General features: G+C 55.6%; 14 protein-coding genes and 1 tRNA gene. 9 read left to right on the top strand and 6 right to left on the bottom strand.

The features are described 5' to 3' along the window. Both FHW66_RS20460 and FHW66_RS20455 read right to left on the bottom strand, forming a co-directional pair. On the bottom strand, positions 1 to 269 hold a 269-nt coding region (locus FHW66_RS20460), incomplete at its 3' end, for a hypothetical protein (protein WP_183381675.1). A 258-nt stretch (positions 270 to 527) separates the two neighbouring features. Next, positions 528 to 1,424, bottom strand: coding sequence for a LysR family transcriptional regulator (locus FHW66_RS20455; RefSeq protein WP_183381674.1), 897 nt, complete (start codon positions 1,422 to 1,424; stop codon positions 528 to 530). A gap of 132 nt (positions 1,425 to 1,556) precedes the next feature. On the opposite strand from FHW66_RS20455, the gene FHW66_RS20450 reads away from it, so the two are divergent. Continuing rightward, on the top strand, positions 1,557 to 2,630 hold the full coding sequence (locus FHW66_RS20450) for a YeiH family protein (protein ID WP_183381673.1): 1,074 nt from the start codon (positions 1,557 to 1,559) through the stop codon (positions 2,628 to 2,630). 17 nt (positions 2,631 to 2,647) lie between these two features. Here the strand turns inward: FHW66_RS20450 and FHW66_RS20445 are convergent, their stop codons facing one another. Then, a complete protein-coding gene (locus tag FHW66_RS20445) occupies positions 2,648 to 3,118 on the bottom strand; it encodes an SRPBCC family protein (protein ID WP_183381672.1) in 471 nt (156 codons plus the stop codon). Positions 3,119 to 3,277: 159 nt separating this feature from the next. Between FHW66_RS20445 and FHW66_RS20440 the strand changes: the two genes are divergently transcribed. From FHW66_RS20440 to FHW66_RS20410, 7 genes are all read left to right on the top strand, one after another. Next, positions 3,278 to 5,347: a UvrD-helicase domain-containing protein gene (locus tag FHW66_RS20440; protein WP_183381671.1), complete on the top strand. Its 2,070-nt coding sequence runs from the start codon at positions 3,278 to 3,280 to the stop codon at positions 5,345 to 5,347. A gap of 157 nt (positions 5,348 to 5,504) precedes the next feature. Beyond that, a complete protein-coding gene (locus FHW66_RS20435; RefSeq protein WP_183381670.1) occupies positions 5,505 to 6,302 on the top strand; it encodes a basic amino acid ABC transporter substrate-binding protein in 798 nt (265 codons plus the stop codon). Between the two features lie 134 nt (positions 6,303 to 6,436). Then, complete coding sequence (locus tag FHW66_RS20430; protein ID WP_183381669.1) at positions 6,437 to 7,180, top strand: amino acid ABC transporter permease; 744 nt, start codon at positions 6,437 to 6,439, stop codon at positions 7,178 to 7,180. Next, on the top strand, positions 7,161 to 8,486 hold the full coding sequence (locus tag FHW66_RS20425) for a TIGR03862 family flavoprotein (RefSeq protein WP_370543509.1): 1,326 nt from the start codon (positions 7,161 to 7,163) through the stop codon (positions 8,484 to 8,486). Before FHW66_RS20430 ends, FHW66_RS20425 begins: the two co-directional genes overlap by 20 nt. Further along, positions 8,483 to 8,701 (top strand): SlyX family protein, encoded by a 219-nt coding sequence (locus FHW66_RS20420; protein WP_183381668.1) that lies wholly within the window; start codon positions 8,483 to 8,485, stop codon positions 8,699 to 8,701. Before FHW66_RS20425 ends, FHW66_RS20420 begins: the two co-directional genes overlap by 4 nt. A gap of 18 nt (positions 8,702 to 8,719) precedes the next feature. Further along, positions 8,720 to 9,886 (top strand): DNA polymerase IV, encoded by a 1,167-nt coding sequence (gene dinB / locus FHW66_RS20415; RefSeq protein WP_183381667.1) that lies wholly within the window; start codon positions 8,720 to 8,722, stop codon positions 9,884 to 9,886. Between the two features lie 88 nt (positions 9,887 to 9,974). Further along, positions 9,975 to 10,901: a recombination-associated protein RdgC gene (locus FHW66_RS20410; RefSeq protein ID WP_183381666.1), complete on the top strand. Its 927-nt coding sequence runs from the start codon at positions 9,975 to 9,977 to the stop codon at positions 10,899 to 10,901. A gap of 82 nt (positions 10,902 to 10,983) precedes the next feature. Here the strand turns inward: FHW66_RS20410 and FHW66_RS20405 are convergent, their stop codons facing one another. Next, a complete protein-coding gene (locus FHW66_RS20405) occupies positions 10,984 to 11,616 on the bottom strand; it encodes a TetR/AcrR family transcriptional regulator (protein WP_183381665.1) in 633 nt (210 codons plus the stop codon). Between the two features lie 223 nt (positions 11,617 to 11,839). Here FHW66_RS20405 and fusA point away from each other — a divergent pair, with 223 nt between their 5' ends. Beyond that, positions 11,840 to 13,951: an elongation factor G gene (gene fusA / locus FHW66_RS20400; protein ID WP_183381664.1), complete on the top strand. Its 2,112-nt coding sequence runs from the start codon at positions 11,840 to 11,842 to the stop codon at positions 13,949 to 13,951. 277 nt (positions 13,952 to 14,228) lie between these two features. Here the strand turns inward: fusA and FHW66_RS20395 are convergent. Together FHW66_RS20395 and FHW66_RS20390 are read right to left on the bottom strand one after the other, a co-directional pair. After that, positions 14,229 to 14,305 (bottom strand) — tRNA-Asp (locus FHW66_RS20395). A gap of 77 nt (positions 14,306 to 14,382) precedes the next feature. After that, positions 14,383 to 14,979, bottom strand: a complete 597-nt coding sequence (locus FHW66_RS20390) for a nitroreductase family protein (protein WP_183381663.1) — start codon at positions 14,977 to 14,979, stop codon at positions 14,383 to 14,385. Positions 14,980 to 15,314 lie beyond the last annotated feature (335 nt).

Below are 15,314 nucleotides of genomic sequence, written 5' to 3'. Positions count from 1 at the left end.
TACTGGTTGTGCGACAGACCGCTGGCATTGGGCGCGGCGATCTGGACCAGTGGCAGGCCGTTGGCGGTGTTGTCGATGACGGGGCGTTGTGCACCAGCAGCGTTGGGGTCGGCCACGATTTGGGCCTGGGCTTGGACCAGGGTGACGCTACCCAGCAGCAGGGCCAGACTGATGGCGAGTGTGGTGAAGCGACAGCCGGTGGTTTCTGCGACGGTGCTTGCTACCCCGGTACTGGCATTGAGAACAATGCGATATAAATGCTGGTTCATGCCCCTGCGCCTGCTCGATCATGGAGGAAGCGGGCGACTATAGGGATTTCCTTACACGGACAATATAGGAGCAGTCTGAAAAATCGAATTTTGGTACAAATATCAATCTTTAATCGAAATTACTTTCGATTTCATGTCGATATTTAACGAAATTGGCATGGTTTCCGATGCCACTTGGATGCTGGAAGGTAATTTTCAGACGACAAAGTGGTAAGAAAACTTACGCGTGTAATTTTTTCGCTTTCTCAATTTCCTTCTTCATTGCTGTTGTGCCCATCGACGGAAGAACGCCTGTAACGACGCCAGCCGGATCGAGATCACCCGATGTTTGCTGCGGATCATGTAGAAATGGCGTCGTAGTGGTGGCAATGGTGTTTGCAGTTCGATCAGTTGCCCACTGTCGAGTAAATCCTGCACCACCGCGCGCGACAGGCAACTGATACCCATCGCTTCGGCAGTAGCACGCTTGATCGCTTCGGAATTACCAAATTCACAAGCCAGCGGCAAGTGATGCAGATAGGGCAGCAAGGCATGCTCGACTGCTTCACGCGTACCTGAACCTTCCTCGCGCATGAGCCACTCAGCTTCGCTGAGCTTCTTCAGGCTAAGCTTCTGGCTCTGGCTGGCCAGTGGATGACTGGGAGCGGCCACCACAATAAGTTCATCCGTCATCCACGGCTCCACCTCGACATCCGTGGCATGGCACGGTCCCTCGATGAGCGCCATATCGACCTCAAAATGACTCACGGCAGCGACGATATCAGCCGTATTGGCGACCACGACGCGCATCTGCAGATCAGGTTGTTGCTGCCGGTAGCTGGCGATCATCTGTGGTAACAGATAGCTACCAATGGTCGTACTGGCACCGAGTTGCAATTGTCCTCCGGCCTGATTGGCCGGCAAAAACTGTTGTTCAATCCCTTGCGCCGCATCGAGCAGATGACGCGCCTGCGGTAGCAACATCCGTCCATTGTCATTCAAGACCAGACGCTTGCCGACCCGATCAAAGAGTAGCACTGCCAGTGCACTCTCCAGCTCGTTCAACGCAGCACTGGCGGCCGATTGTGACAAGGCCACCAGCTCCGCTGCCGCAGTGGTGCTACCGGCCTGGGCGACCGCCAGAAAAATCTGTATTTGCCTCAGAGTAATTTTCATTTTGACGTCAGATCTACCAGTAAATTAGGTAGATCATATCAAAATAACGCGTTTTTCTTTTATATAACAGCGGCGTAAAGTGCCCTCATTGATCAGCTCAGCTGATCAGACTATCGCCATTGAGGGCACATCATGCGCACCACATCTACTCACACTGCAGTACCCGATTCGATTAATTTTCCGGCGCTTAAGCTCCTACCCGGGCTGGCCTTGTGCGCAGCAATAGCATGGCTGGCCATGCGTGCCGGAGAGAACAGCTGGTTGCAGACACATGGTCTGAGCGCGTTGACCATCGCCATTGTGCTGGGCATGCTGCTTGGCAATACCGTGTTCCTGCGCATTGCCGAACACTGTGCGCCGGGCGTCGTGTTTTCCAAACAGAATCTGCTACGGCTGGGTATCGTGTTGTACGGTTTGCGCCTGACCTTTCAGGATATTGCTCAAGTCGGCGTCAACGGCGTGCTCATTGATGCCTGTATGCTGATGTCCACCTTCGCACTGGCCTATGTCGTGGGCGTAAAACTGTTCAAGCTCGATCGCAATGCCGTCATGCTTATCGGCGCAGGCAGTTCGATCTGTGGGGCAGCGGCGGTCATGGCGACTGAGCCGGTGCTGCGCGCGCGTAGTGAGCAGGTTACCGTGGCCGTCTCGACGGTCGTGGTATTTGGCTCGGTGGCAATTTTTCTGTATCCGATGCTGCATGGTCTGAGCTGGTGGCCGGCGCATGCCGACTTCGGCATCTACATTGGCTCGACCGTCCATGAAGTGGCCCAGGTCGTGGCTGCTGCCCGCAGCATTGATGATCACACGGCTAATACAGCGGTCATTGCCAAGATGGTCCGCGTGATGATGTTGGCACCGTTTCTGCTGTTGTTGTCGGCCTACGTACAACGCACCAATCCTGCCCCCAGTAATGGCGCTGGCACACCAATGCGCTCGCGTGCTGCCGGAATCCCCTGGTTTGCCTTTGCCTTTATCGGTGTCGTGGCGTTGCACTCCATGATGCCCTTGCCAGCAACCATCAACAGCAAATTGCTCGACATCGATACCGCGTTGCTGGCGATGGCCATGGCCGCACTGGGCTTGACCACGCATTTGTCCTCGGTACGTCGTGCTGGTGTCAAACCGCTGCTGCTGGGCGCACTGCTGTTTGCCTGGTTAATCGTGGGTGGCGCCCTGATCAATATGGCACTGAGTCATCATTGATCAGCGGTTGGAGCAAATTACTGAATCGAACCTCTGACGCTCAGCTCACGGATGATCCGGATCGTATCAATATCCGCCTCTTCATAGGCTGAGCGACGGAACTGATCATAGAAAGCCTGTTCGCTGCTGACGTCATCAGGAGCACCATCGTCATACTCAAAGCGGACGAACAACGCCCCCTCCTCGGGTTCTTCAATCGTCATGCTCATGCTGGAGGTTGGAATATCGCCTTGCGCTGGGACATGATAATGAACACGATGCTGAGGCTCAAAGGTCACAACATCACTGATGCGCAGTTGGCCATAGCGCAACTCGCGCTTGACTGAATCGGCGCTGTGCTCAGTGAGCTGGCACTCATCCAGATGCGGCATGAACAATTTTGGCGACTCGGCACGCAATACCAGCCCGCTCCACAGTTCGGCACGCGTCATGGTGTCGATGAGCGGGTTGAGGGGATCGTTGATTTGAATCAGGTGGTTGAATTTCATCACTGCAGACCAATTAAGTAACGCTCGCATTGTCCCACATCCACCCTGACTCGGCAGCGCTGCCGCGCGCTTGCCAACGCTCTTGCCACCGGGCCATCGGTGGACTCGCCTGTTACAATGCGGCGTTACTCCACCACCGCCTACGCTGCCTGATTCCGCATGTCTTCCGCCCCTGCCTTTGGTCTGAACGCGCCGCAAAGCGAAGCAGTCCTGTACATGAACGGCCCCTGCCTGGTGCTGGCTGGCGCCGGCTCGGGCAAGACCCGCGTGATTACCCAGAAGATTGCGCATCTGATCGAAAGCTGCGGTTACGAATCTCGCCATATTGCCGCGCTGACCTTCACCAACAAGGCCGCACTGGAAATGCAGGAGCGTATTGCCAAGCTGCTCAAGGAACCCAAGCAGGCCAAGCATTTGACGGTATCCACCTTCCACTCGCTGGGCGTCAAGATTCTGCGGCAGGAAGCCCAGCATCTGGGACTCAAGGATCGCTTTTCCATCATGGACAGCGATGACTGTTTTTCCCTGGTGCAAGATATGGCGGTCACGACCGACAAGCAATTGATCCGCCGTATCCAGAATGCGATCTCCTTGTGGAAAAACGGTCTGGTCGATCCCGAAATCGCGCTCAAGCAGGCTGCCGACGAGGAAGAAGCACAGGCAGCCCGTATCTATCGCAGTTATGTCGCTACGCTGGCTGCCTATCAGGCAGTGGACTTTGACGACCTGATCCGCCTGCCAGTAGAACTGTTCCGTAACAATGAAGAAGTACGGGATCGCTGGCAGCGCAAGCTGCGTTATCTGCTGGTCGATGAATATCAGGATACCAACACCTGTCAGTACGAACTGGTCAAGTTGATGGTGACCGGGATCGGCAAGAAACCGATGTTTACCGCCGTGGGCGATGACGATCAGGCAATCTACGCTTGGCGCGGTGCCACCATCGAGAATCTGAAAACCCTGCAGATCGATTTCCCCAACCTGCATCTGATCAAGCTGGAACAGAATTACCGCTCCAGCACCCGTATCCTGCAAGCAGCCAACTCGGTTATCTCCAACAACCCCAAGCTGTTTGAAAAGGCACTCTGGTCGGAACACGGTCTGGGGGACCCGATCAAGGTGCTGGCAATGGACGACGACGAGGCCGAAGCCGATCAAGTTGCCATCATGCTGTCAGCCCATCGTTTTGAGCGGCATGCCAAGTTCTCCGACTACGCAATTTTGTACCGCGGCAATCACCAGGCCCGCATTCTCGAAAAGGCCCTGCGTCGCGAACGCATTCCTTATGTGATGTCGGGCGGACAAAGTTATTTCGACCGTGCCGAAATCAAGGACATCATTAGCTACCTGCGTCTGATCGCCAATCAGGACGACGATCCGGCCTTCATCCGCGCCGTGACAACCCCGCGTCGCGGTATTGGTCAGGCCACGCTGGAAGCACTGGGTACCGTCGCCGGCCAATGGCAATGCTCCTTGTTTGAGGCCGTCTATAAAGGCGGCATCGAAGAAAAATTACCGGACAAACAACTGCGCCCCCTGCGACAGTTCTGTGATTTCATCAATCAACTCGAGTCGCGCGCCAGTCGCCCTGGCCCCTCCGGCAGCGGCGAAAATGCCGGCAAGGTGCTCGACGACATGATGGAAGCCATCAACTACGAAGGTTTTCTCTACGACGCCTTCGATGAACGCGCCGCCCAGAGCAAATGGCAGAACGTGCTGGAATTCACCAACTGGCTCAAGGAGCGAGGCTGCGGTGGCAAGGATGGTAGCGGCGAAGAAAAGAATCTACTGGAACTGACGCAGATGGTCGCGCTCATGAGCATGCTTGAGGGCAAGGATGAAGATCCCGATGCGGTACGCATGTCCACCCTGCACGCCTCCAAGGGGCTGGAGTATCCGCATGTGTTTCTGGTGGGCGTGGAAGAAGGCATTCTGCCGCACAAGGGTGATGCCGATGCCTCTCCCGAAACGATTGCCGCACGGATTGAGGAAGAACGACGCTTGATGTATGTCGGCATTACCCGTGCGCAGCGCTCACTGCACGTTACCTGGTGCAAGCGGCGCAAGCGTGCACGGGAATACGTCGCCTGCGATATGTCGCGTTTTATCCACGAAATGCGACTCAATGTTGGCGATGCGGTGCCAAAGGAAGAAGAGCAGATCACGCCGCAGAACCGGCTGGCCAATCTCAAGGCCTTGCTACAGAAGCCGCGTCCTGGCAGCACCTGAGTGCTGTCGTCGTGATGCACGAATTGTGCATAAGCGGTAGATTTACGGCCTGAAAATGCAGGGTAAATCCTGTCAAAAAACGTTTACAATTCGCGCTCTCAACGCATGCCGCAATGATTGCCTGGCATGCATCATTTTCATTTTCACAAGCTTTCCCATGCGCAAAATTTTCAAGCAAGTACTGCCTCTGATCGGCCTGGTCGCCGCCTTATCTGCCTGCAGCAAGCCGGATGCTCCTGCCGCAGCCACTTCTGCTGCCACCCCAGCCAAGGTCTACGTCGTTGGCGTTGAACCTGCCTATGCGCCATTCGAGGCTGAAGATGCCAACAAGAATGTCGCCGGATTTGATATCGACATCATGCGCGCCCTGGCACAAAAGATTGGTATCGAAGTGAAGTTTGTTCCTACGCCGTTTGAAGGCATTTTCAACTTCCTGGCCCAAGGCGACCGCGATTTGTTGATCTCGGCCATCACCATCACTGACGAGCGTAAGCAAACGGTTGATTTCTCGGAGCCCTATTTCGAAGCAAGCCAGTTGATCGCCGTACAAACCGGTAACACCAGCATCACCAAGTTCGCCGATCTCAAAAAACTCAAGATCGGTGTACAAAGCGCGACCACCGGCGACGAGATCGTGCAAGGTCTGGTCGGCAAGACCAACCCCAATATCAAGCGCTTTGAATCCACGCCGCTGGCACTCAAGGAACTGGAAAACGGTGGCGTTGACGCCGTCGTCGCCGATGATGGCGTCGTCAAGAACTACATCGCCAACAACCCGAATCAAAAACTGCGTACCATCAGCGACAGCAACTTCCCGAAAGAGTATTACGGTATCGCCGTGCGTAAGGGCAATGCTGAACTGCTGGCCAAGATTAATCAGGGCTTAGCAGCGATCAAGGCTGATGGCACTTTTGACAAGATCAGTACACAGTATTTCGGTAACGCCAAACACTGATCATTCATCTGATCGGTGTGGCGAGGCCTGCTCTTTGCGGAGCAGGCCTCGCATTTTTGTTTGTGGTGAAGTAGTTTTTCACTTATTTTGTCTTTTTATTCTTCACTACGCGCTGTTGAGCGCGTATCGCCATCATGGATTTTCGCTGGAGTATCGTCGAGAGCTACGCGCCGTTATTCATCTCGGGTTTTTTCATGACCCTGGAAGTCGCGGTCATCAGTATTGTCTGTGGCACCATTCTGGGCTTGCTGCTGGGCATGCTGCGTGTGGCTGAGGTCCCGCATGGCCTGTGGCGCTATTTGGTGCGCGTGGGTCAGTGGCTGGCCAGTTTTTACGTTGCCTTTTTTCGTGGCACACCGTTGTTTGTGCAGATTTTGCTGATCCACTTTGCGGTCATGCCAATGTTGATTCACCAGGATCATGGCCTGCTGATATCGGGCGAGCTGGCACGGACCATCAAACAGGATTACGGGGCATTTATCTCGGGTACGGTCGCTTTGTCGCTCAATGCAGGCGCGTATATTTCTGAAATTTTCCGCGCCGGGATTCAATCTATTGAACGCGGTCAAAGTTATGCCGCAGCCAGCCTGGGAATGGGTTATCGCCTACGTATGCGCTACATCATCTTGCCGCAGGCATTTCGCCGCATGCTGCCACCATTGGGCAATGAAGCCATTACCCTGCTCAAGGATTCCTCGCTGATCTCGACCATTGGTCTGGCAGAACTGGCTTATGCGGCACGCACCGTGGCAGGCAATTACTCGCGCTACTGGGAGCCTTACATCACGATCTCGGCGGTGTACTTCACCATGACAATATGTCTGGCCATGTTAGTGGCCCGACTGGAAAAGAAATACAGTGCACCAACACGACACTGAGCGCCTCACCCGCCTCCCTGATAACACCACCGATGCAGTCACCATCATCGGCGGTGGCCCGGCTGGCCTAATGGCCGCAGAGGTACTGATACAACAAGGGATACGCGTCGATCTCTACGACGCCATGCCTTCGGTAGGAAGAAAATTCCTGCTGGCTGGCAAGGGTGGGATGAACATCACTCACGCCGAGCCGCTGCCCCAATTTCTCAATCGCTACGGTACCCGGCGCGACAATATCGCTGCCTTGCTGCAGGACTTTGGCCCCGAGCAACTGCGCGACTGGATCCATGGTCTCGGCATCGAGACCTTCGTGGGCAGCTCGCAACGGATCTTTCCAAAGGATATGAAAGCCGCACCGCTATTGCGTGCCTGGTTACATCGCCTGCGTGAAGCCGGCGTACAGTTGCACATGCGCCATCGCTGGCAAGGCTGGGACGACGACAAGCGCTTGCAGTTCACGACACCCCATGGCGACGTCACCGTGCAGGCCGGTTGTGTGTTGCTCGCTCTGGGTGGCGCCAGCTGGGCACGACTTGGTTCGGACGGTCGCTGGCTGCCGCTGCTGCAAACACGGGGAGTCTCCGTGGCACCACTGCGACCAAGCAATTGCGGCTTTGACATACCGTGGAGCGAACACTTTCACACGCGTTACGCCGGACAGCCATTGAAAACACTGACTGCCACTGTCACGCGCCATGACGGCAGCACGCTGCGCCGCCAGGGCGAATGCGTGATCACCACGCAGGGAATCGAAGGCGGCTTGATCTATGCCTTGTCAGCGCCGCTGAGAGACGCGATTGACGCCACCGGCAAAGCAGAGCTATTGCTCGATTTATTGCCTGACTGGCCCTTGGAAAAAGTGCAGCGTGAGCTGCTACATCCACGCGGTGCACGTTCACTGAGCAGCCATCTGCAAAGTCGACTAAAGTTGAGCGGCGTCAAGGCTGCGCTATTGCGTGAATGTGTTGGCGCGGAAGTCTATCAAGACCTGCCGGCACTGGCTGCGGCCATCAAGGCAATGCCACTACAACTGAGCGCACCGCGGCCGATTGATGAAGCCATCAGTACCGCCGGTGGCGTGGCATTTGAAGCACTGCAGGACGACTTGATGTTGCGCGCCATACCGGGTGTGTTCTGTGCCGGCGAGATGCTGGACTGGGAAGCACCGACTGGCGGCTATCTGCTGACCGCCTGTTTCGCCAGCGGACGACACGCTGCATTGGGAGCGTTGCAATGGCTGTCACAATCACGACAAAAATCGGATTCAGAACCAGGCTCTGCGGATAACGAGGAACAAGCATCATGATCGATGAAAACCGACTGATCGATATCGAGCTCAAGCTGACCCAGCAGGAAGATCTGGTAGACGCACTCAATACAATCGTTTACCGGCAGCAGAACCAAATCGATCAGCTGAAACAGGCACTCGCCGCTCTGGCTGGCCAGATCAAGGAAGCTGCCAATAGCAACAATGCCAGCAATCCCGGCATGATTGATCACGAAAGACCGCCACACTATTAATGCCACTGGTGTGATTGTATGAATAGCAATGACCGCCGCATTGCGCATCTGGATATGGATGCCTTTTATGCCTCAGTCGAACTGCTGCGCTATCCACAACTGCGCGGACAACCGGTGGTCATTGGCGGACGCTCTACCCAGCCACCCGAGCGACAAAGCGATGGCAGCTATCGCTTTGCAAAGCTGCGCGACTATGTGGGACGCGGCGTAGTGACCACCTCAACCTATGAAGCGCGGGCGCTTGGCGTGTTTTCTGCCATGGGCATGATGAAGGCGTCGAAGCTGGCACCGGAGGCGATTTTGCTGCCAGCAGATTTTGACTCTTATCGGCATTACTCTCGACTGTTCAAACAGGCTGTCGTATCGATTGCGCCAGACATCGAAGACCGTGGCATCGACGAAATCTACATTGACCTGAGCTCGCACCCTTTACCCACACCCGAACTGGGACAACAGATCAAGGATGCCGTCAGGAATGCCACAGGTCTGTCCTGCTCGATTGGGATCGCACCCAACAAATTGCTGGCCAAAATCTGTTCCGATCTCGACAAGCCGAATGGATTAACGATCCTCCATCGCGCCGATATCCGTGCCAGAATCTGGCCACTGGCAGTGCGTAAGATCAACGGCATCGGCCCCAAGGCCAGCGAAAAACTCCAGGCCTTGGATATTGTGACCGTCGGCGATCTGGCACAGGCTGCCCCTGCCCTGCTGCAAGCCAACTTCGGTCGCAGTTATGCCAGCTGGCTGACCGAGGCTGCCCAAGGGATTGATGAACGCCCGGTGGTGACCCGTTCAGAACCCAAGTCGATCAGTCGTGAAACCACGTTTGAACGCGATTTACATGCTCGTCACGACCGCGAAAAGTTATCCGTCATCTTTACCGCCCTGTGCACCCGGGTCGCAGAAGATTTGAAACGCAAGGGCGTTGGAGGGCGCACGATCGGCATCAAGTTGCGCTACACAGACTTCTCTACAGTGACACGTGATGTATCGCTACCGATGGCAACGACTGACGCTGCGGTGATCCGTCGCGCCGCCGGTGAGTGCCTGCGTCGAGTGCCACTGGAACAGCGCCTGCGTCTGTTGGGCGTGCGTGTTGGCGGTCTGGAAAAATGGGATTCCCATACAGAGCAACTGGTGCAACAGCAGGCCGAACTGCCTTTTGCAACGCCACCGGACTAGCTGGAAACATAAGTGTTTCCGATTGCCGTGCGGGATTACGTGATTGATCTCCCTGCACGTGTAAAATGAGGCCTTTTGCCTGAACGCCATGTGGTTTAAGAACCTTCAGATTTACCGTCTCCCCGCGCCGTGGTCCATCACCGCCGACCAGCTCGAAAGCCACCTCGCTTCACAAGCGTTCACTCCCTGCACCAGCCTCGAATTGCAATCACAAGGCTGGGTATCTCCGCGAGGCAATGAGCGTCTGGTGCACGTGGTGAACCGACAGTTCCTGCTGCAACTCAATACCGAAAAGAAACTGCTGCCCAGCACCGTGGTCAATCAGGTCGCCAAGGCACGCGCTGCGGAACTGGAAGAGCAGCAAGGCTTCCCGCCGGGACGCAAGCAGACCAAGGAATTGAAGGAACAGGTCGCCGATGAATTGCTGCCGCGCGCCTTCAGTATCGTGCGCAGCACCTTCACCTGGATCGACCCGGTCAACGGCTGGCTGGTGGTCGATGCTGGTAGCTCCGGCAAGGCCGAAGAAATCCTGAAGTTGCTGCTCAAGGCAATCCCTAAATTCCCGCTGGAAACTCTGCGCACCGTACGCTCTCCCTTGTCCTGCATGACAGACTGGCTGGCGTCCGATGAGGCCCCAAGCGGCTTTACAGTTGATCAGGATACCGAACTGCGCGCCAGCGGCGACAGCAAGGCAACCGTGCGCTTTGTGCGCCACACACTCGATCCAGACGATGTGCGACGCCATATTGAATCCGGCAAGCAATGCACGCGACTGGCACTGACCTGGAATGATCGGGTATCGTTCACATTGACCGAAAACCTGAGCGTCAAGAAAATCACGCCGCTGGATGTGCTCAAGGAAGACAGCGATGTCACCTCGATGAACGATGATGAGCGCTTTGACGGCGACTTCATGTTGATGACGGGCGAACTCAGCAAGATGCTGGTTGATCTGATTGAGGCACTAGGCGGTCAATTGCGTGAGAACGATGGTTCGGCCGCCATGGCTGCCTGATCTGAGGTAGCACTCACAGCTGCATCAGCTGACAAAAACGCCGGGCGGTTGCAAAAACCGCCCGGCGTTTTTATATTCCGCGTTATTGTTTTACTGCACTAGCCTTGTGCGCCAGCAACACTGAATCCAGTGCACGCATCGCGTGGCAAATGGTATTACTAAGGCGCTCGCAGGAAATGCCGTCACGTGCACTCAGTGACAATCCATGCAAGACCGCAGTATAGAAATCGGCCAGTCCGGTGATGTCGGCATCGGCAGACAGTTCATGCTCTTCCTGCGCACGCTGTAAGCGCACGGCCAGGGCCTGTCGTTTCTTGAGTCGGCGCGCGGTTAATTCCTCTGCGTGCGCCCGGTTCTCCGGTGCACAATTGATCGCAGAAGTCACCACCATACAGCCTCGCGAATTGGCTGCTTCGGCAAACATGGCGATGCTCGCATGGAGCATGTTGCTGATATCGTCGCGCAGGTTCCCACCACCCTGCAAGGCCTCCATCGGCGCCGCGGCGGTGGTACGGGAGTACAGTTCGACCGCTTCACGGAATAGGGCATTCTTGTCCCCGAACGCGGCGTACAGGCTGGGTGCCTTGACGCCCATGGCGGTCGTCAGGTCCGCCATGGTCGTGCCTTCGTAACCTTTTTCCCAAAATACTTGCATGGCCTGCCGCAGCGCTTGGTCGCGATCAAAGCTGCGCGGCCGGCCTCTGGACTGCTGCATGGGCGTTCTCCTTGTGGCAAAAATTACTCAAATCCGGCTTGAGTGTAGCTTATTTTAATTTAAATTACAAAATTACCTTGACGCCAGATTCGCTCGAAAATTAATATGTAATACGTATTACATAAATGCGTATTATGATGTCCTATCGTAGAGCATCAAGTTTCTCATCAGACGACGGCATGTGCTGTCGCCTTTACTCAATGGAGCAAGGAAAGGAAAGATCATGACCCGCAAGACCCCCATAGAACGCTACCGGAACATTGGTATCAGTGCGCACATCGATGCCGGTAAAACCACAACGACCGAGCGCATCCTGTTTTATACCGGGGTCAATCACAAGATCGGTGAAGTGCATGATGGCGCTGCGACCATGGACTGGATGGAACAGGAACAGGAACGCGGTATCACCATCACGTCTGCCGCCACGACTGCTTTCTGGAAAGGTATGGCAGGCAATTATCCTGAGCATCGGATCAACATCATCGATACGCCGGGTCACGTTGATTTCACGATTGAAGTGGAGCGCTCCATGCGCGTGCTCGATGGCGCGGTCATGGTTTATGACTCGGTAGGCGGCGTGCAGCCGCAATCGGAAACCGTGTGGCGTCAGGCCAATAAATATGCGGTGCCACGCATGGCCTTCGTCAACAAGATGGACCGCGTCGGTGCAGATTTTTTCCGCGTACAGAAGCAGATTGGTGAGCGCCTCAAGGGCAACGCCGTGCCGATTCAGATTCCAATTGGCGCGGAAGACCATTTCCAGGGCGTGATTGATTTGGTGAAGATGAAGGCGATCATCTGGGATGAGGCCAGTCAGGGCGTGAAATTTTCGTATGAACCTATCCCTGCTGCATTGGAAGACACTGCGCGCGAGTGGCATGACAAGATGGTCGAGCAAGCCGCGGAAGCCAGTGAGCAATTGCTGGAGAAGTATCTGAGCGGAACGCCGCTGAGTGAAGACGATATCAAGCATGGCCTGCGGCAACGCACCATAGCGGGAGAAATTGTGCCCATGCTGTGCGGTAGCGCGTTTAAGAATAAAGGCGTACAAGCCATGCTCGACGCGGTGATCGACTATCTGCCTTCGCCGGTTGATGTACCCGCTATCAAGGGTCACGATGAAGACGACCAGGAGATTGAGCGCCATCCAGCTGACGATGAAAAGTTCTCGGCACTGGCCTTCAAGATCATGACCGATCCCTTTGTTGGCCAGTTGATTTTCTTCCGGGTGTATTCGGGCATGGTCAATTCTGGCGATACCGTCTACAACCCGATCAAGGGCAAGAAGGAGCGCCTGGGTCGGATTTTGCAGATGCATGCCAATGAGCGCAAGGAAATCAAGGAAGTCTATGCCGGCGATATTGCCGCTGCGGTCGGCCTCAAGGATGTCACCACTGGTGACACATTGAGCGATCCGGAGCACGTGATCATCCTGGAGCGCATGGTTTTCCCTGAGCCGGTGATTTCGCAGGCGGTGGAACCGAAGACCAAAGCCGATCAGGAAAAGATGGGCATTGCCCTGAACCGGCTGGCGCAGGAAGATCCCTCGTTCCGGGTTCGCACGGATGAGGAATCGGGTCAAACCATCATCTCGGGCATGGGCGAGTTGCATCTGGAAATTCTGGTCGATCGGATGAAGCGTGAGTTCAATGTCGAGGCCACCGTTGGCAAGCCGCAAGTCGCCTATCGGGAAGCGATTCGCGCCACCGTGGAAGATGTCGAAGGCAAGTTCGTCAAACAGTCGGGCGGTCGCGGTCAGTATGGTCACGTGGTTCTGAAACTGGAACCACTGCCTCCCGGCAAGGGCTACGAATTTGTCGATGCCATCAAGGGTGGCGTGGTACCACGCGAGTTTATTCCAGCGGTCGACAAGGGCATCCAGGAAACCTTGGGCAGTGGCGTACTGGCTGGTTACCCAGTGGTTGATATTCGGGCAACACTGACATTTGGCTCTTACCATGATGTCGACTCCAACGAAAACGCCTTCCGCATGGCTGGCTCGATGGCATTCAAGGAGGGCATGCGCCGTGCCAACCCGGTGCTGCTGGAACCGATGATGCAGGTCGAGGTGGAAACACCGGAAGACTTCATGGGTAATGTGATGGGCGATCTATCGTCACGACGCGGCATGGTACAAGGCATGGAAGATATTGCCGGCGGCGGTGGGAAACTGGTGCGTGCGGAAGTACCGCTGGCAGAGATGTTTGGTTATTCGACATCCCTGCGCTCGCTCACACAGGGTCGCGCCACCTACACCATGGAGTTCAAGCAGTATGCGGAAGCACCTAGACAGGTATTGGAGCAGTTGGCCGGTGCCAAGAAAGGTGCAAGGTAAGCGAACTCGAGTTTGCTGATACCTTAGTAATGCTGAAGGTGCGAACGCCTGCTTGTAGCTAAGCAGGCGTTTGTTTTCCGTGCAAACCCAGCGCTGATGGACATTGCGATTTTCACGCTTGATATGGACGAACACCAGCGCAGGCCGCTGAAACGCTTGCAAGCGTTTCCCTTCTCGCCCCGCCGGTGGCTCCCTCCACTCCACAGTGAGATGCCCTTCGGACAATTAGTAGGGACGAACAAAAACGCCCGCTTATTGCTAAGCAGGCGTTTGTGTTTGGCGGAGCGGACGGGGCTCGAACCCGCGACCCCCGGCGTGACAGGCCGGTATTCTAACCAACTGAACTACCACTCCAGAACTGGTTTTCAGTTTCGCTGAAAGACCGCAATTATAACGAAGCTTTTTCAGAAAACCAAGCACTTTTCATTAAATCAGCCTTGAAACTTGCCCTCGAAGGCAAACTTGCTCACCGGCTCACGCGGGCTAGGAACTTCGCGTGACTGCAATCCTTCGGGCAGTATCGACTTGTCGCCCAATTTGCCAATGGCGACCGCAGCTTCCACTGAAAAATCGGCTGGTACACCCAACTGGGTACGCGCGCGATCCTTGTCAAACCCAACCATCGCATGCGCATGCCAGCCCGACAGACTGGCTTGCAACGCTAGGTAAGCCCAGGCCGAACCCGTATCAAAGGAATGCGACACGGCAGGCACTGGCGCTGCAGCACCTGGGGGCGTAAAGGTGGTTTTCGACAGTACGATAAAGAGGACCGATGCATTCTCTGCCCAGCTACGATTGAAATCATTGAGCAAACCCAGCAGACCTTCCCATTGCGGTGTTCCACGACGGGCATAGACAAACCGCCAAGGCTGAGAGTTGTAGGATGATGGCGCCCAACGCGCTGCCTCGAGGAAGGTCAGCACCGTTTCCTCGGAAATATCAGCACCAGTAAAGGCACGGGGAGACCAACGGCTCAGAAATTGGGAATCAATCGGGTGATCGGCAACACGGGGATTGGCTTGCGGCATGATAGCTCCTCGGCAGTAGATGTTGTGACGCAACAAATTGCGTGAGGGGGCATCTTAGCAGCAGTTTGAACGTCGTGCAGAGGGACTGCCAAAGTGCGCCACAATTCAGAAACTATGGCGTCGACTTCACTGTTGCAGCGTCCATTTACCTGCTAGCGCGTCCCAGCGCCACCGGCCCCGCCAGGACCTGTGATGTTACCCGGCCCGCCAGGTCCGCAATACCATTGTGGGCAGGCACATCCGACGTCTCCCCGTATTCAGTAGCAAATGGCTTTAGAGTCAGGGGTTAATGTAGCCGCTTTCGCGGCCAGTTGCTTAGCGTAGGCTAACGGCGT

The organism is Herbaspirillum sp. Sphag64, from assembly GCF_014192645.1.
Lineage (GTDB): Bacteria > Pseudomonadota > Gammaproteobacteria > Burkholderiales > Burkholderiaceae_D > Herbaspirillum.
The sequence above is the reverse complement of the archived record's forward strand: the minus strand, read 5'-3'. Positions and strand labels throughout refer to the sequence as shown.